Annotated in this window: 15 protein-coding genes; 8 read left to right on the top strand and 7 right to left on the bottom strand. The window is 62.2% G+C overall.

The genetic code is table 11. From position 1 onward, the window contains the following. Window positions 1-458: 458 nt before the first annotated feature. The gene (locus C5L14_RS11810) at window positions 459-872 is read right to left on the bottom strand and encodes a VOC family protein (RefSeq protein WP_105862244.1); all 414 of its coding nucleotides are present in this window, start codon (window positions 870-872) and stop codon (window positions 459-461) included. A gap of 203 nt (window positions 873-1,075) precedes the next feature. On the opposite strand from C5L14_RS11810, the gene C5L14_RS11805 reads away from it, so the two are divergent. Beyond that, a complete protein-coding gene (locus C5L14_RS11805) occupies window positions 1,076-1,780 on the top strand; it encodes a DUF6882 domain-containing protein (protein ID WP_105862243.1) in 705 nt (234 codons plus the stop codon). 53 nt (window positions 1,781-1,833) lie between these two features. Here the strand turns inward: C5L14_RS11805 and C5L14_RS11800 are convergent, their stop codons facing one another. Continuing rightward, window positions 1,834-3,819 (bottom strand): peptidoglycan-binding domain-containing protein, encoded by a 1,986-nt coding sequence (locus C5L14_RS11800; protein ID WP_105862242.1) that lies wholly within the window; start codon window positions 3,817-3,819, stop codon window positions 1,834-1,836. Window positions 3,820-4,299: 480 nt separating this feature from the next. Between C5L14_RS11800 and C5L14_RS11795 the strand changes: the two genes are divergently transcribed. From C5L14_RS11795 to C5L14_RS11785, 3 genes are all read left to right on the top strand, one after another. Next, a complete protein-coding gene (locus C5L14_RS11795; protein WP_105862241.1) occupies window positions 4,300-5,052 on the top strand; it encodes a hypothetical protein in 753 nt (250 codons plus the stop codon). Window positions 5,053-5,231: 179 nt separating this feature from the next. Further along, window positions 5,232-6,173 (top strand): T6SS effector amidase Tae4 family protein, encoded by a 942-nt coding sequence (locus C5L14_RS11790; protein WP_105862240.1) that lies wholly within the window; start codon window positions 5,232-5,234, stop codon window positions 6,171-6,173. 214 nt (window positions 6,174-6,387) lie between these two features. Next, a complete protein-coding gene (locus C5L14_RS11785) occupies window positions 6,388-6,864 on the top strand; it encodes a hypothetical protein (RefSeq protein WP_146126891.1) in 477 nt (158 codons plus the stop codon). A 126-nt stretch (window positions 6,865-6,990) separates the two neighbouring features. Here the strand turns inward: C5L14_RS11785 and C5L14_RS11780 are convergent, their stop codons facing one another. Beyond that, on the bottom strand, window positions 6,991-7,521 hold the full coding sequence (locus C5L14_RS11780; RefSeq protein WP_105862238.1) for a DUF3455 domain-containing protein: 531 nt from the start codon (window positions 7,519-7,521) through the stop codon (window positions 6,991-6,993). Between the two features lie 275 nt (window positions 7,522-7,796). Here C5L14_RS11780 and C5L14_RS11775 point away from each other — a divergent pair, with 275 nt between their 5' ends. Then, entirely contained in the window at window positions 7,797-8,927 is a 1,131-nt protein-coding gene (locus C5L14_RS11775) for a heparin lyase I family protein (protein ID WP_105862237.1), read from the top strand. Between the two features lie 96 nt (window positions 8,928-9,023). On the opposite strand, the gene C5L14_RS11770 is transcribed toward C5L14_RS11775, so the two are convergent. The 3 genes from C5L14_RS11770 to uvrB form a co-directional block, all read right to left on the bottom strand. After that, on the bottom strand, window positions 9,024-10,340 hold the full coding sequence (locus tag C5L14_RS11770) for a reverse transcriptase domain-containing protein (protein WP_105862236.1): 1,317 nt from the start codon (window positions 10,338-10,340) through the stop codon (window positions 9,024-9,026). A 772-nt stretch (window positions 10,341-11,112) separates the two neighbouring features. Further along, complete coding sequence (locus C5L14_RS29970) at window positions 11,113-11,433, bottom strand: hypothetical protein (RefSeq protein ID WP_146126890.1); 321 nt, start codon at window positions 11,431-11,433, stop codon at window positions 11,113-11,115. A gap of 42 nt (window positions 11,434-11,475) precedes the next feature. Then, window positions 11,476-14,178, bottom strand: coding sequence for an excinuclease ABC subunit UvrB (gene uvrB, locus C5L14_RS11760; protein WP_105862234.1), 2,703 nt, complete (start codon window positions 14,176-14,178; stop codon window positions 11,476-11,478). A 155-nt stretch (window positions 14,179-14,333) separates the two neighbouring features. On the opposite strand from uvrB, the gene C5L14_RS11755 reads away from it, so the two are divergent. Continuing rightward, window positions 14,334-14,708 carry a lysozyme inhibitor LprI family protein gene (locus tag C5L14_RS11755; RefSeq protein WP_146126889.1) on the top strand — a complete coding sequence of 125 codons (375 nt, stop codon included), beginning with the start codon at window positions 14,334-14,336 and terminating at the stop codon, window positions 14,706-14,708. Window positions 14,709-14,918: 210 nt separating this feature from the next. Here the strand turns inward: C5L14_RS11755 and C5L14_RS11750 are convergent, their stop codons facing one another. Beyond that, on the bottom strand, window positions 14,919-15,629 hold the full coding sequence (locus C5L14_RS11750; RefSeq protein ID WP_105862232.1) for a GNAT family N-acetyltransferase: 711 nt from the start codon (window positions 15,627-15,629) through the stop codon (window positions 14,919-14,921). A 158-nt stretch (window positions 15,630-15,787) separates the two neighbouring features. Between C5L14_RS11750 and C5L14_RS11745 the strand changes: the two genes are divergently transcribed. Continuing rightward, window positions 15,788-16,642 carry a hypothetical protein gene (locus C5L14_RS11745; RefSeq protein WP_105862231.1) on the top strand — a complete coding sequence of 285 codons (855 nt, stop codon included), beginning with the start codon at window positions 15,788-15,790 and terminating at the stop codon, window positions 16,640-16,642. After that, window positions 16,639-17,322 carry a lysozyme inhibitor LprI family protein gene (locus C5L14_RS11740; protein ID WP_105862230.1) on the top strand — a complete coding sequence of 228 codons (684 nt, stop codon included), beginning with the start codon at window positions 16,639-16,641 and terminating at the stop codon, window positions 17,320-17,322. The genes C5L14_RS11745 and C5L14_RS11740 overlap by 4 nt, the downstream gene beginning before the upstream one ends. Window positions 17,323-17,481: the final 159 nt, after the last annotated feature.

Genomic DNA, 17,481 nt, shown 5'->3' with positions numbered 1-17,481 from the left:
ATGAGAGTTTTCCCGCCGCGATGGGCTCTTATCTTTGCGGTGTTGTAGCCGCAGCGATATTTTTCAGTCCATCCTACAAGGAATACTCTACATTTTTAATGATAATTGGGTTAGTTCTTATCGTCCCTTTCGTTCTTATTTTTATTTTTGCTTTGATGCTTAGGTATTGTTTGGCGAATAGGGGTTTATTTAAGTATACAAATGCCTTGGATTTGTCTTCAGTGTTTATCTGTGCTTGGTTTATAGTGTTTCTAGGTAGAAGCGGTAGTCTGGTGCGCTCGATGAGCCTGACCGATCCATTTTCAGTGTTTTTTTATTTTCCATTAATTACATGTGGGATTTCCTGCATATTATATAAGATCATTTTAAAATTTAAATCTGCAGACTGACCTACATGCTTACACGTTCAACCGGCGGGATGGTGCAAAGTTCGCTTTGATGGAAGCGCGCTTGAGTCCCTATCGCGCGAACACGCCGTCGAAATCCTTGAAGCCCTTGATCTCGATCGGATTGCCGCTCGGGTCGCGGAAGAACATGGTGCGCTGCTCGCCGGGCTCGCCCTCGAAGCGGATCACCGGCGGGATCTCGAAGGCGATGCCGGCTTTTTCCAGACGGGCGGCCAGGGCCAGCCAGTCGTCGAGCGGCAGGATCACGCCGAGATGTGGCATCGGCACCAGGTGATCGCCGACCTTGCCGGTGCGGCTGGTGGCGAAGGGCGTGCCGAGATGCAGCGAAATCTGGTGGCCGAAAAAGTCGAAATCCACCCAGCTCTGCGTGCTGCGCCCTTCCTCGCACCCGAGCACCTCGCCATAGAAGCGGCGGGCCTCGTCGAGATCGGTGACGTGATAGGCAAGGTGGAACAGCGAACGCATGGTGGTCTCCTCGGGTCACGAGGGGAGGGTAGCTGAAAAGCCGACGGCGGTTCAACGCCGCTTGCCGCCTAGTCGGCCCTCGGCAGCGTGATGATAGGGCGCCATGTTCCCTTCGACATTGCACCGTCGTGATCCAGATGCAGAAATGCGGCGGCCCGGTCAGCCCGATCGGCCCCCGCATGCGGCAATCCAGGACAGCAGCAATGACCACCAGCCTGAACGACCTGTTCTCCGCGGAAGCCGGTTCCGCCTTCGCCCGGCAATTGGCGCTCGGCGATCTGGTGGGCGACCGCCCCTGGAGCGTCGACATCGGGCGCGGCGAGATTGCCTTCGGCAGCGATCTTTCCTTCCCGATCCAGGTTCTCGGCACCTGCTCGGAACAGGACAACAGCTGGCTGTGGGCCTGGGCCAACCAGCAGAGCGACCTGCCGGCCTCGGTCCTCGCGGCCAGCCTGCGCATCAGGGACATTGGCCGCCAGCGCGGCATCGGGGAATTCGTCGAGCCGAAATTCATGCTCGGCACCGTCACCGATCACATGCTCGCCATGCTGTGCGGCGCCCTCCTGGACAGGAGCTGCTATTACCGGGCGTCTTATCAAGGGGGCGCCGTCTTTCTCCTGCTCGACAACCTGCCCGCCTCGATCCGCGCGCCGGTGGCGCCGGAGCGGGTGAACACGGTGCTGATGCAGGTCGTCAGCAATTTCGAACTCGATCACCGCATCATGGCCGAGAACTTCCTGCGCCAGCAGGGCTTTGCGCTGAAGGCGGAGCCTGCACAGCTCTCGGCCACGCGGGAAGCCGATGGCGCGGAAGTCACACTCGCCTTCGATGCACAGCGGCGGATCGCCAAGGTCGAGGGCATCATCAAGCCCCCCGCGGCGAAGAAGCCCTGGTGGAAACCATGGTGAGGAGCGGCGCTGGCGAGAACGCATGAGCCGAAGGTCACCAATTCCCCATCCCCTCAGGCCAGCACCTTGTCGCCCGGCATGATGGCGGACATGAATTTGTAGCCGCGGTTCACGCCGTAGCGCGGATCGGCCTTGATCAGCGCCATGAACTGGCGGTGGCCGTTCTTGGCGCGGCCGACGAGGCAGCCGGCGCTGGTGCGTCCGAGGTCGCCCTGGGGCGCGTCGTAGCCCCAATGCTGGTTGATGGCGAACAGGCCGGTGTCCAGGCGGTCGCCGGTGCGCTTGAAGTCCTTGTTGAGGTCCCGGAAGACGCCGACAGGCTCGGCCTGGACGAGGGCCTCATGGGCGGACGGCGAGCCGGCATGGTGGGTGCCGACCACCCAGGCCTTGTACTGGTTGAAGGCGATCCTGGCCGCGCCTCCAGGGTTCATCGGATGGATGGTCCAGAAATCGCCCGGCTCGGTGGTGCCCTCCCAGAGCGAGTCCTTGAAATCCGGGCGTCCGTTCCTGTCGATGGCGAAGACGATCCGAAGGTCGTTGAAGACGTTGTGCCGGTCGTCATTCAGCGTGCCGTCCGCGTCCACCCCTTCGAGATAGGCGATGTTCCGGCAGTCGGGATGGCGGCAGATGAAGTATTTCTGCGCCTTCATATAGGCGATGACCTTGTCGAACCAGGTTCCGGTCGCGGCGATCTCCGGCAGGAACGCCGTCGGCTCGAGCAGCCGGCGGGCGATGGCGCCGCTGAAGCCGCCGGCGAGTGAGATGCCGTTCAGGTCGCAGAATTCGCTCAGCGCCCAGAGCGAGACCGGGCCGAATTTGCCGTCGGCGGGCGGATCAAGAAAGCCCAACTCCGAGAGCCGCCATTGGATCGCCTTGACCAGGCTGGTCTTGCCGCCCAGATCGGCCACCGGGATGGCGGCGCCGTCGAATTGCGACAGCGAGGTCGTGCCGCCGCCCGCCGCCGCGGTGCCGCTTTTGCGGAACTTGGCGGGCACGATATGGCTGTCGAGATAGTCGTTCAGCCAGGTCCGGTAGGCCCGGGTGGTGTCGCCGCCGGCGGCGTCGACATAGGCCTGCGCCTTGCTGCGCCCGATCTGGGTGACCAGGTCGCTAAAGGTGTAGGATGCCGTCTGCTTCAGGAAGGCCTGCGCCCCGCCGAGCCCTTCATGGTGGGCGATATAGATGAAGCGGGCCTTCTCGTCGTCGCCGATCTGGTCGTCGACCAGCCCTTCGGCGATCAGGGCGCCCAGGTTGAACGACCCATATTCGGCCGCCGAGACGATCGCGAGCTCCGGATCGAAGCGCAGGTCGAGCAGGGCCTGCTTGCGCGCGGCCACCACGTCGTTGGCGGCGCTGATGAAGCCCCTGGCCTTGCAGACCTGGTTCAGCAGCGTCTTCCGGTTGATCGCATGCGAGATCCAGGTGCTGTCGAGGAATTGCGTGAGCCCGGCCGCGCTGCTGGTGCCGGCCTTGGAGTTGCTGTTCCACTGGCCGCCCGGCAGTTTCGCCGCCTCGGCATCGATGAGGGCGGCGAGCGCGGCGGTGTCGATATCGGTGATGCCGTGGGCCTTCAGGAGGGACGCGCGATAGATCTCGTTCGGCCCCAGGCTGAGTTCGTCGCCGGCATCGGAACCCGGCCCTGAGACATCCTCTCCGCCGGTGTCGCCGCCGCCGGCCGGCCGGTCGCTGGTGTAGATCCAGCCTTCGGCGGCGCTGCCGTCCTCCAGCCGGATCCGCACCTTCTTCCAGGGCGGCAGCTGGGCGCGTTCCTCGATGATGCTGCCCGTCACGGACCTCGGTGTGCCCAGCGGCTCGTCATAGAGCTTGAACACTGTCGCCTGCGCGATCTTCAGCATGTCGGCGTGCAGCCAGCCGAGATAGGTCTGGACGGCCTTGTCGGTGAACGAAACCTTGGCCCAGCTCGACAACTCCCGCAGCTGCGAAACCCGATCCCCCGCCGAAAGGCTGACGAGCGCCACGGAGGAATCGTCGGGATCCGGAAAAAGCGATGCTTGCGAAATCACGATGCAATCAGCCATGGCAGCCCCTCCCCATCGGACAGCAGGTCTCAGGCGGATATTGGTGGTCGTGCGGTTTTTACTTCCCTGGCCCCGCACTGCATCGTGACGCGAAAAGAATTCAGGAGTTCACGGTCGGAAAAGCGATGCTTTCCGGAATCGATCATCACAATAGACGCGCACGGATGCGATGCAGAGCGAGGTCTTCTGCTACGAAGCCGGGTATTTCAGGCATGGATAGTTCGCCGATAAGTAACGCACCGGCGGGCGATGTTTTCAACGACTGTTTTGATGGATGCGCGCTGCTTTTCACGGGGCTGTCACGGCATCCGTCTTCACTATGGATCCGCAATCCGCAATGCCGGCGCCATGACAGGTCCGTGACTTGGATGTCCGCGCCACAGGCGGGGCGTTATGCACGGGGTATTCGGCCCGTGGTGGTGGTCATCCCGAATGCCTCGGCCGGGCCTCGTTCCAGGCGATGAAGATGTGGAGGCGGGAATGGAATATGTCTCATTGCTCTTCACCCTCCTCGGCGGTCTCGCTGGAGCGATCTGGGACAAGCCGCCTCGCTGGGTGAAATACGGCATTATTTTCATTATTCTGGCGTCATCGGGCTTCTCTGGATACAAAATCTGGAAGGACGACCAGGACAAGCAGGCAAAACAGCTCTTCGATACGGAAGTCGAGAGAAGAACCATTGCCCTGAGTATTTCGGATCTGAACGTCGTGCATCCCCAAATTCTCGGGTGGCTGCAATCGAAGGGCTACAGTGCGGGGACGGATTGCCGCACATGGGGAGATGGCGTCCTCTGTGACGTCCAGGAGGTGCAGGGGAGGGACAAATGGGACCTTCCACTGCGGCGCACCGATCTCACGGCCTTGTATCTCTACGCTTTGAAATCCAAACCCTTGCTGTCTCCGGAAGCCTTCAAATATCTGGACGGCCTATTCACGCGAGGGGTCAACGCGGTCCCCCTGCTGCAGCGAAACGATCTTTGGGACATCACGGCGATCGTCGCCGCCAATAGCCTGTATGAAAGTTGCGGCTTCGGGCCCAATGCGATGCGCGTGAGCGACAAGTTGGAATATCTATTGGATTACCAGCGGGACGCCGTCTTTCACACCATCGCGCTGGCGCAGCCCGATCCGTCCTTGTGGGCAATGGATGAGGATCCGCCGAAGATCTTCCATCGCTTGATCACGCAGTACAGGCAGACCATCGCGACGCAGGACAATCGATGCAAAAGCTGAGATGGACCGGCGGCAATGCGGGCCGGCTTCAGGCCGAGTTCCGTGCCCGGCAGTCCGGCGGCCACCGGAAACGGAAGGCTCCGTCACAGTAATACGCAATAGGTCGCCGCAATTCACGGTATCGGCGAAGCGAATTCAACGCACAGGTTGTTCGAGGATCGGGCTCGCGGAGAATTTCCATGGACAATTTCGTCGATATTCACGGCAAGCCGGTTCATCGGATCGATCTGGCTGTCGGTGAGACAAGGATCGTCGGCCTGAAAAAATTCGATCTGCAGCCCATGGTCGAAGTGGGCGTGGTTGCGAGAAATGCGGACATCGCCTTCAGCCAGCAATGCGTTCATCTGGGCGATGTGACCAAGAAGAAATATATCGACGTCTACGACATGGCGAAGGTCGCGGCGGACAATGTTCCGATCGAGGCACAGGGACGTTTCTTCTTCCAGATTTGCGGCAGGTCCGCCGGCGAGACCGAGCTGGACGCTTTCTACTGGGTTTCCAGGGCAGGGAAGATGGGCGCCACCTACGCGCCGTCCCTGCCCATCAGCGTGAAGCCGAATCCGAAGCTGCTCGTCTTGCCGGCTGCAGCCGGCCGGTCCGTCGGCAGCTTTCAGGAGATGTGGAACAACCATCCGATGAACCCGGCAAATGGGGCCGTGCATTATCCCTGCAACGACGGCGGGGCCCCGCTGCGCAACATGCAGTGTTTCGTCCGGCTCTGCGAGGCGCTGCATCTGAGCGGGGTGTCCTTCAAGGGATGCTGGGGCTCGTCCTGCCAGCTTCCCGGCGCCGATCACCGGCATCATTTTTCGAACCCCTATGATTTTCCGACCTGGTCCTGGGCCAAGGGAAAGGCCTATGTCTGGGAAGCGAAGCCCCCGTTCTCGCCCGAACCGATGCCGGGCCTTGCCGCTTTCAAATTCGTCGAAGGCCGCCAGGGCATCATCCTGTTCACCCATTATTTCAGCATCAAGGGACAAACCTCGATGTGGGGCGGCCATATCGACCTATGGAACAAGGACAGGATGGGCAATACCTATGCCGACATGGACCCGATGCAGGGTGAATCGGCCTTTCTGAGGTCGAGGAAAATCAGCTTCTGGCCGCTGGTCGCCCTTTAGGCCGCAGGCGCGTGGAGGGCAGTCTTCAGACCTTGACCGAAAATCACGGGAACCTCCGCTTTTGTCACTTTCGCGGTTCTGCTGCCCGTTCTGAGCCAGGCTCTTCAGGCTCGCCCCTCGGAGAGAGCGAAACGCATCTATAGTTTCAATTCCAGGTAAAACATGATGTAGTCACCGGCGTCTTACTGCGGGGCTGGTGATGTTGCGGAACTTCATGTTGGTATTCGGGCTGTCGGCTTTGATCGCCGGCTGCGCGCCCCTGGTCGGCGTGAACGCCAACAGCACGACGCCGCCAAGCGCGGAGACCAAGAAGAAATTCCAGGGCGGCACGACCAACATGACGTTCAGCGCCCATGGCACGCAGGTCGAGTTCCTGAGCAAGGATGGCCGGACCGCTTTATGGTATCCCGGCAACGCCGTCGTGCTGCAGGGCCGCTGGCGTCTCATCGGTGCCGATCCGACCACTGGTTTCCAGGACAACATCTGCTTCCAATACGGCGCCAATACCTACAATCCGCTCACGCTCAACTATGGCGGCAACTGGGAATGTGAGGGGATCGCTCTGTATGAGGGGCATGTCGTCGAGCGCGTGGCGGGCGATCCCTTCGGCCTGGGCAAGCGCGGTGCCGTGCCCTTCGTGCTGCCACGGCAGCGGACGACCTTCTCCGACCTGCTGAAGCGGCGTTCCTGACGCCTCGTCACGCCCGGTTGAAATCGACCCGTCGAGTTGACCCGTCATCCCCGGCACGGCCGAAGGCCGTGGGGAGGGGATGACGGGCGCAGTTGCCCGTATCGATCAGAGTGCGCTGTCGCAGGCTCAGTCGGCCTTGGCGAAGAACGCATAGGTCGCGGTGTAGGGCACGCCGACTTTCGTGCCGGTGCGCACGGGCGGTGTGGCCGGGGCGACGCCGCCATGGGTGGCGATGCGCTGCACATAGCCGACCTTGCTCAGCGCGCCGGCCGCCGGATCGGCCGTGACCTTGACGAGCAGCCAGGGGATGTCGGCGCTGGCTTTTTTTGCCGGCACCGTCACCACGGCCGTATCCTTGTCGCGCACGACCTTGCTGCCGTCGGCGGCCTCCCAGGAGGGGCCGGCATAATGATGCACGGCGCCTTGTTTCGCCGCCAGCTCCGCCACGGGGGCCTCGAGCACCCATTTGGGCGCCGCGCCGGCTTCCGCCGTGCTGGTATAGACCTGCAGGCCCCTGGCCTTGGCGGTGAAAACAAGCGTGTAGCCGGCCGGCGGCTGCAGCGCGGCCGGCACGGCCTCGGCCGCCCTTGCAGCCTGGGTTCCGCCGGCAAGCAGCATCGCCGCGGCGACGAATGCGTAGGTTTTGTGCGTGGGCATTCCGATCTCCTGGCCCGGCGCCGGGCTGGTGTCTGTCGCGGCCCGGGTAGCATGGCATGGGTATCATGGGCCCGGCAATATGCCGTGCGAGGCCGTCCACGCCGACAGCACCGGAATTGAGCGTACTGTCGTCGTAACGACCAATTTCAACATGACCAGCACGGACGATAGAGTGTATGAGGCAGAAAAATCAGTAAACCGCCATTGTAATTCCGGTCCCTTGTTTTGACTCCGCCTTGGCTTTGCCTGATGTTCGCGGAATTGGGAGGCACCGCATGCGGTGGTTGATTGCCGGCTTGCTGATTTCGTCGAGTCTGGCCGGAGGCTGCCGGGCCGGCGATCTCCATGACGGTTTCGACAGCGGCAGCGCCGATCCGACCTCGTGGAGCTTCGGCAAGTTCGTCGGGGGTTATCCGTCGAAGCAGGTGCAGCCTCTCTTCCCCGGCAGCGGCGGAACCGCGGGCGCCGTCTCGATCGTCACGACGGACGCCGACGGCGGCAATGATTGCCCGCTTGAGGAAGCGCCTGCGGGCGGCTGCCAGCGGGCCGAATTGCAGGTCGCGAAGAAGCAGGCGCTCCCTTACGGCTCCGACAGCTGGTATGCCTTCAGCCTCCGTATCCGGGGGCAGGTCGCTGTCTCAGGCAGCCACCGCACGGTCATCGGCCAATGGAAGGGGCCGGGCAATGACAGCCCGTTCGTGGCGCAGCGCTACGATGACGGCATTTTCCATATCACCGTGGAAACGGCCAATGGGCGGTGCCTCGTCGCGACGGACCGCAGCAATGTGGCCGAGGTGCTCCAGGCCCAGGAATTTCTCGCCTCCCTCGACGCCTCCGACGATCGGGTGCGCGAACAGGCCGTCGCGCTGATACGGGGCAGAATCGGGCAGCAGCGGCAGGCGGAGGTCCTGACCGGCGTGATGCCGGCCAACGCACCCTTGCCGGCGCCGTTGCCGGGCAAGGAGCTGGAGGACCGACGCAGCGGGGAGAACCGTGCCGCCGATTACCTGCAAGGGCTCGCCTTCCTGTCCGCCCCGGAGAATTATCTCGGCTGTCACCTGGTCCGCATCGAGCCGGTGTCGAACCGGGCGCTGCCGACGCCGAGGGATGCCTGGGTCGACATGGTCTATCATATCAGGGGTTCGCATTACGACTCGTTCGGCAGGCCTGTCGGCGCCCTGCTCGAAGTCTGGGCCGACGGCCGGAAGATCGTGCGGGTCAGCGGCGATTTCGGCACCCGGCCGCCCATCGATCCCAAGGCCGATCCCGGGACGCAATATGTCAAGCTCGGTCTCTATCGCCTCAGGCAGCCGGGGACGCTCAGCGTCGATCTCGACGAATTCTCCCAGGCTTCGGATCTCGCCGGGCTGCGTATCGAGCACATGCATCCGCTGGAGACGCCGTGACAGGTGAATGACCAGTGTGGCGGCAGTTTACTGGATGTGGATTTCGGCGCATAATATAGGCAAACAGTGAGCAAATTGTATTCGAAAAAATAGTTATTAAGTAAGTCGGTGTAACTCTTCTGCAGATGGAATTCCTAATATCATCATCTTTGTTCTAGAATCGATTTTTGCTAATTTGCGAAGCAAAAAATTCTCATAATCAGATATCTGGGCGATAATATATTCATCTAATTGTTTGAAAGGCAATGTGTCTGTGCAAAAAGAAAATGATTTTTGCCATCCAAAGATTTTCTTGCCTAATGTTTGAAGTACGGCGCTTTGAGCCATTTTGCGATTAAATTCTTTTTTGGAGTGAATAGTTTCGTTAATTGCATGTTTTGATGCCGACAACGTGGATGCTACACTTGTCCTTAAATTATCAAGTGAGCGGGCGCTAGGCACGCATCTATTCGGCTGAATGGTGCACCCTAGAAAATTGAAAGAGTTACTGCATTCCCCGCGAGCCGCCTTATCAGAACCGGAAACCGGCTCGTAGAGCGAGAAACCGAATTCGTCCAGGCGCCGCTTAGCATGAGAAATTGCTTTGTCCAATTCGTCAACCGACGAAGAAACCATAAGAATATCATCGATGTAACGAACAGACGTAACGGTTTCACTGTTGAGCTCGTGATCAAGCTCGAAGAGCAAGACGTTGCCTGCGAAAGCGGACAGCGAGGATCCTTGAGCTACACCAATGCCGCCAGAAGGGAATAGCTTTGCGTAAGTCTCAAGCTCATCTTTGTTCGATAGCTCTATCTTAAGGCCTTCAGCAAAGAGATCAGATAGCTGATCGTCACCAGTCTCGCGGCGAACAAATTCGACTACATTTTTAGTCGGAATTTTAGTAAAGAACGCCCTAATGTCGGATTGAAAAAAATACCTAGATCCTGCATTTATGGAAGATGTAATGCGAGTTATTGCAGGTCGAACCCCACCATAGGGGAATAGCAATCCTCCTACACCAAATTTAGATCTGTTAATCTCATTTATTTTTCCTAATTTAGGATCAACCGCAGTCTCATATCGCGTTTCGGTGTTCCGAATGTCACGCGTAAGCCGTGGTTGAAGAACTTGCAGGATCGCGCGTTGGACTACACGATTCTTTAGAGTCGCGATCGCAATAGGTCGGGGATCCTTCCCATCTGCAACGCGTTTCTTCTTGTCTTTAAGAACGCCCTTGGCCGCATCGAATTGGAAACGGTCTTCGCGAAGTTGGCATGCAAAGCGCCGTAGATGTTTTTGATGTTGATATTCAAATTCTGCCGCAAAACCCCGAATTTCCAGATTATCGGAATTAAGGGCGCTACGCTTGACATGCCGCCAAGCTGAAAAAAGATTCTGCTCGCTTCTGACTTTGTCAAAAAGTGACCCCATGGATTCTACGCTCGAGCCCTACGTTTAAACACAAACCCGACCGTTGAAGGTCACCCATCCACTGCGCACGGCTGAGCCGCGACGACAGACACCTCGGCAGCAAATGCCACCTTGGCGAGGTCCCCGTGGCGCGCGATCCGCATGGACAGGTCCAGCTTCACGTCTGACGCCATGGCAACCATGGACGCTGCGGCTAATGCGGCTAGGCACAAGCCGGAAAGCCAGCTCGGGAGAGCCGGTTTTTAGGTGCAGTTCCACGCATCTTTGCACTTTCTACCCTATCGGGTTTTTGGCAAAGTCAAGCGCTTTCCGCCCTCGGCTCCACCGCCGTTTCAGATGCTTGTCTGCTGCCGTATGGCCGTCGTATGACGGTGTGTTCACAGCTTCCAGAGCAACGGTCAGGCTCGGCCCATCCACTGCGCACGGCTGAGCCGCGACGACAGACACCTCGGCAGCAAATGCCACCTTGGCGAGGTCCCCGTGGCGCGCGATCCGCATGGACAGGTCCAGCTTCACGTCTGACACCATGGCAACCATGGACGGGCAATATTATGGGGACTGGCCTAAAACCCTTCAAGGTCCTGATACGTCTATCGACACTTTTCTTTTAGGGATTATCTTGGGCACGTGGCAGTAGTGCATTAAGTCTGTGTATTCGTACTAATTTTAAGACAGCAGGAGGGTACAGTGGCGCGTGTCGGCTATGATCCTTGGTCGGGTTTGCAGCTTGGAATTACCGGGACAGTTTACTAATTGAGGCCTACCGCATCCATCAGTCAGCCGGCTCCAAGTCGTCATAAGCGACTACAAAGCATGGATAATCTCCGTTTGAATTGGCGCTCACATTCATGTGAGGTTTTCCAGTGCTGCGCTCGTCTGCTCGCGTACATCCATAGTCAAAATGGGCACATCTATAAACGATAGTGCCTTTGCGAGCTCCTGACTCAAGGGGAGAGTCTACGCGCATCCTGTAGTGGGTTTGCTCAATCATCCAGGCATATTTCGGATTCTTCCGTTCCAGGTCAGCTTGTTTCGCGTTGCGCAGCCTTTGCCGTTTGCGTTCTTCATACTTTTGCTCGAAGTCGTCGGTCATTGCTCATTGCTCATAGCCGGTGTCTGGTTTCGACAAAATTGCTCACCTCTTCCACCCCCGCCCAGGCTTGCCACCACCCTTCTTCCGCGCCTCCGCCCCCAGCGGCACCTCGCGATCCGTGCCCGGGCCCATGCTGTCCAGCCCCGGCTTGGCCGCCCGCGTCTTCGGCAGGTTCGCCGCGTCGCCATAGGCTTTCGGGCCCTTATAGGCGCCGGCCTTCTCGCGCACGTTGACCTGGCGGGCCGAGCCGTCGTCGGCCACGGCCATTTCGGTCTCGCGCAGGCGCTTGAGTTCGTCGCGCAGCCTGGCGGCTTCCTCGAAGCGGAGGTCGGCGGCGGCGTCGCGCATGCGCTTTTCGAGGTCGGCGGTGACGGCCTCGAAATTATGGCCGACGGTGGCGACATTGTCGGCCAGGCCCTTGTCGACGGTGACGCGGTCGCGCTCATAGACCGAATTGGTGATGTCGGCGATCGAGCGCTTGACGCTCTCCGGCGTGATGCCGTTGGCCTGGTTCCAGGCCATCTGCTTCTCGCGGCGGCGGTTGGTCTCGGCGATGGCGCGCTCCAGCGAGCCGGTCATGTTGTCGGCATAGAGCAGCACGCGGCCGTCGACATTGCGGGCGGCGCGGCCGATGGTCTGCACCAGCGAGGTTTCCGACCTCAGGAAACCTTCCTTGTCGGCGTCGAGGATGGCGACCAGGGCGCATTCGGGAATGTCGAGGCCCTCGCGCAAGAGGTTGATGCCGACCAGCACGTCGAAGGCGCCGAGGCGCAGGTCGCGGATGATCTCGATGCGCTCGATGGTGTCGATGTCCGAATGCATGTAGCGCACGCGCACGCCGTGGTCGTGCATATATTCGGTGAGGTCCTCGGCCATGCGCTTGGTCAGCACGGTGACGAGGCTACGATAGCCCTTGCGCGCGACTTCCTGCACCTCGCCGAGGAGGTCGTCGACCTGGGTGCGGGCCGGGCGGATCTCGCATACTGGATCGATCAGTCCAGTGGGGCGGATGACCTGCTCGGCGAAGACGCCGCCGGTATGCTCCAGCTCCCATTTGCCGGGGGTGGCCGAGACATGCACGGTCTGCGGGCGCATGGCGTCCCATTCCTCGAAGCGCAATGGGCGGTTGTCGAGGCAGGAGGGCAGGCGGAAGCCATATTCGGCCAGGGTCGCCTTGCGCCGGAAGTCGCCTTTATACATGGCGCCGATCTGCGGCACGGTGACATGGCTCTCGTCGGTGAAGACGATGGCATTGTCGGGCAGATATTCGAACAGCGTCGGCGGCGGCTCGCCGGGCTGGCGTCCCGTCAGCCAGCGCGAATAGTTTTCGATGCCGGCGCAGGAGCCGGTGGCCTCCATCATCTCCAGGTCGAAGGTGGTGCGCTGGTCGAGGCGCTGGGCCTCCAGCAGGCGGCCGCCGGTGTAGAGCTGCTGCAGCCGGGTCTTGAGCTCGTCCTTGATGCCCTTGATCGCCTGGTTCAGCGTGGGGCGCGGCGTGACATAGTGCGAATTGGCGTAGACCTTGACGAATTGCAGGTCCTGGATCTTCTGGCCGGTGAGCGGATCGAACTCGGCGATGCTCTCGATCTCGTCGCCGAACAGGTTGATGCGCCAGGCGCGGTCCTCATAGTGGGCCGGGAACAGCTCGATGGTGTCGCCGCGCACCCGGAAGGTGCCGCGGGCGAAATCGGCATTGATGCGCTTATATTGCAGGGCGACGAGGTCGGCGATCAGCTGCTTCTGCTCGACGCGCTCGCCCACGCTCATCGAGAATGTCATGGCGGTGTAGGTTTCCACCGAGCCGATACCGTAGATGCAGGAGACCGAGGCGACGATGATGACGTCGTCGCGCTCCAGCAGCGCGCGCGTGGCCGAGTGGCGCATGCGGTCGATCTGCTCGTTGATGGAGGACTCTTTCTCGATATAGGTGTCCGTGCGCGGCACATAGGCCTCGGGCTGGTAGTAGTCGTAATAGGAGACGAAGTATTCCACCGCGTTGTTGGGGAAGAACGACTTGAACTCGCCATAGAGCTGGGCCGCCAGCGTCTTGTTCGGCGCCAGGATCAGGGCGGGGCGCTGGGTGCGGGCGATCACCTGCGCCATGGTGAAGGTCTTGCCCGAGCCGGTGACGCCGAGCAGCACCTGATCGCGCTCATGGCTCTGCAGGCCCTCGACCAGCTCGGCGATGGCGGTGGGCTGGTCGCCGGCCGGCTGGTATTCCGAGACGAGTTCCAGGCGGATGCCGCCCTCGCTCTTGTCGGGCCGCGAGGGGCGGTGCGGCGTCCACACCGGCTTGCCGACCATGCGCGGGTCGCCGCCCTCCAGCAGTTCGGAGAGCGCCTTGATGGTGCCGGCCGAACCGCCGAGCCTGTCGAGCCCGTCCGGATCGAGCTCGCCGCCCTCCTTGGCGCGCGCCTTCTTGTCGGCCGTCTTGCGCTTGACCGCGCGGCCTTCCATCTCGGCGCCCCCACCGGCGGAGGGCACGCCCAATTTGGCGGCAAGCTCGGGGTCGAGGCCGGTGACGGCGCCGGTGTCGAAGCCGGCCTGCGGGCCTTCGCCGAAGCCCGGCTTCTCGTCGTCGCGCAAGCTGCTTTTGGCCTCCTTGAGCAGGCCGGGATTGAGCAGCGCCTTCAAATGCTCGTCGAGCGAGGGCAGGGCGGGTCGCGCCGCCTTGGATTTGGGCGTGCGGAGTTTCTTCGGAGCAGGCGTCTTGCTCGGGGAGGGGGATTTGGGCGTATCGGACATGCTGAGATAATGGGGTGAGTCACGCGCCGGGGGAAGGGCTGTCGTCGGAAACTTGCTGACAACGTCCTGTCAGCAGGGTGGCTGAGTTTCCCGCGGCACGACGAGGCGGCTGCCATTGTGCTAGCGAGGGGTGTTCGTCGCCTTGGGAGTTCCGGATGATCCGTCCTGCAAGTCTTGTCATGATTGTCGCCACGGCCCTCGCTGTCCTCGCCTGGCAAGGCCCGGCCCAGGCCGCCGGCTTCGACTGCCGCAAGGCGCATACGATCGTCGAGAAGCTGATCTGCGCCCATCCGAAACTCTCCCGCCTCGATGACGAGATGAACCGGCTCTACCAGGCCATCGAGGGCGAGACGCGCGGCGTCGACGGCGAGACCGGCGCAGCCAGCGACCCCTTCGGCAAGGACCAGACCCGCTGGCGCGAGACGGTGCGCGACATCTGCATCGACGCTGCCTGCATCGAGCGCGCCTATGCGGCGCGCATCGGCCAGGTCAGAAAGGACTGGGCTTCGGCCCTGGGCGAGGGGCAGTAATACCAACGGCCGCGATGTTTGACCCGTGCGTCATTGCGAGCTCTGCCAATCCGCAGGATTGGCATGGCGAAGCAATCCAGGAGCCATGGCCACGTTTCCCGGCACTGGATTGCTTCGCTACGCTCGCAATGACGGTGCTTGATCGGGCGAGCATCTATGCCGTTGGTGCAACTGCCGCCATCGCCGGCAATAGCCGGGCTTCCCGCCACCTCAGCTGACATGGAAGTCCGTGGCGACCAGGGGCAGGCCGAGGCGGGCGGCGACGGCGCGCGAGGCCTGGTTGTCCCAGGACGTGCTGTAGAAGGGCACGGCCCCGAGCACCCGCACGGCCTGTGCCCATCCGGCGACGACCGCGGCGGCATGGCCCAGGCGGCGGTAGTCGGCATGGGTCTCGACCCCGACGCAATGCACCGCGTCGGAGATGCGCACGCTGGCGCAGAGCGCCACGGCGCGATCGCCCTCGACGACAGCCAGGAAGGGCCGCCGGTGCGGCACGTCCGGCAGCCAGTCGGGAAAGAGCGGCCGCAGCAATTCGGCGTTGCCCTCATGGATGGCGACGAGCGATCGCGGCGGCGGCAGGGCGGCATCTGCCCGGTAGACCGGTCCGGACCAGATCTGCGTCACCGGTGCCTGGTGGCCGAGCAGGTCGAGATAGGCCTGCTGCCGGGCCGGCGGTTGCTGCGGCACCTCGCCTAGCATCTCGTCGCGGCAGAGCTCGCCGAGGCGGGCGACCAGGGCATCCGGCATGTCGGCGCGGCAGCGAAACAGCGGCCCGGCCGGCGTGCGCATGAGATGGAAGCGGGGCGCCGGACGGGAATCCCACTCATTGCTATGCAGCAGGCGTCCCCGGTCGTCGGTGGCATAGAGGGTGTCGAAACGGCGGCTCAGCAAGGCCCGCAGGCTATCGGTGTCGAGAGGCATGGGCCGAACCTATCGGGGCCGCGACGGCCAGGCAATCGCCGGCGGCGAGTCCCCTGTATCCGTCGAAACTGTGGCCGCGGACCAAACGGTGCAGGAGATTGTCCCGGCTCCGGCTCGTGCTAGATATCGGAGCGTCCCTGGAATGGAATCACCGCGACATGAAGCTTCAGCTTGCCCTCGGCGCCGCTGTCCTGGCCCTGATGCTGCCGGGCAAGGCCCTGGCCGATTGCGACATCACCGACGCCCTGCTGAAGCAGGCCTATCCCGACGCGCAGCAAAGCGACAACGGCCTGCTGGTCAAGGGCGGTGCCTATGATCGCGCGATCAATCCCGACGATGTGGTCTGCAAGGCCTGGCCCTACCGCCCCGAGCTGATGCTGGCGGCGGTGCCGCTGATCGAGGCCGAGCCGCCGACCGAGGGCGAGAACAAGGGCGATGTCGAGATCATCATCGCCGATGTCGCCACCGGCAAGCCCGTCGCGCGGCGGCTGGAGAAGGGCATGGCGTTCTCGGACGCCATCCGGTTCGGCTCGATGAGCCTCGATACCGCCCGCTACGACGTCGGCGACGGGCTGCGCGCCTTCGGCCTGCGCACCTCGCAATCCGGCAGTTCGCGCCTCAATCCCTATGGCGAGCAGGCGTTGTGGATGTATGTCTTCGACAAGGGGCGCATCGAGCGCGTGCTGGACGGGCTGATCGTCGAGCGGAGCAATGGCGAGAACAACGGCGAGTGCGAGGGCGAATCCACCACGCTGACGCGCACCGTCAAGCTCGGTCCGAAGGCCGGGGCGGGCTATCGCGACCTCGCGGTGGAGCAGAGCCTCACCCGCGAAACCTGGAAGACGGTTGCCGGCGAGTGTCGCGCCGATAAGCGGCCCGGCAAGCCGGCAGGGTTCAAGCTGGTCTATGACAATGGCCATTACCGCCCGGTCGGCGGCGTCAAGCCGCGCAGCGAGGACGGCGATATCGAGAAGGATCTGTTCTCCCTCATCGAGACCGGGAAGCAGCCATGATCGCACGCAACCTGGCCGGCCTTGCCGTTGCCTGCCTCCTGCCCGCCATCGCTTTGGCGGCCGGCAAGCCCTCCTTCGACTGCCGCAAAGCCGCGAGCGAGGTGGAGAAGGCGATCTGCGCCAGTCCCGTTTTGTCGAAGGCCGACGCGGCGATCGCCGCGGCCTATGATCGCTTGCGCAAGGCCCTCGACCCCCGGGCCGCCGCGGCGCTTGCCGCCGATCAGCGCTGGTTCGTCGGTGCCCGCGACGAGGCGGGCGCCGGCAAGGAGGGGGACGGCGCCTTTCGCACCCTGAAGGAGCGCCTGGCGGAACGCTCGGGCTTTCTCGAGGGCGTCCGCGTCAAGCCCGCGGGCGGCTTTGCCGGCAATTGGCGCAACGTCGCCGGCGGACTCGAGATCGAGGCCAAGGCGGACGGCAGCCTGAGCGTTTCGGGCACTGTCGTCGAGCCGGTGATGGGACGCTGGGTTTGCGAGGTCTCCGGCAGCGGGCGGGAGGCCGGCGGCGTGCTCGAGGTCAGGCAGGAGGACGAAACGTCGACCCTCAAGCTGACCCGCGAGGGCGCCAGCCTCAAGGCCGAGACGGTGTTTCCGGCCGGTGCGACCGAGCGCAGGGTGGGCTATTGCGGCATGAACGGCTCCGCCGACGGCAGCTATTTCCAGGTCCCGCCCGGCAGCAAATGAGGGCGGGCGGCTGGCCGCAGGCGATACGATGAGGTCGAGAACGCGGCGTCATACCAACGATATTGATTGCTTGACCGATCAAGCACCGTCATTGCGAGCGCAGCGAAGCAATCCAGAGATGGAAAACGCGGTGTCCGTGGCTCATGGATTGCTTCGCTG

The sequence above is a fragment of the Labrys okinawensis genome, from assembly GCF_002982075.1.
Lineage (GTDB): Bacteria > Pseudomonadota > Alphaproteobacteria > Rhizobiales > Labraceae > Labrys > Labrys okinawensis_A.
The sequence above is the reverse complement of the archived record's forward strand: the minus strand, read 5'-3'. Positions and strand labels throughout refer to the sequence as shown.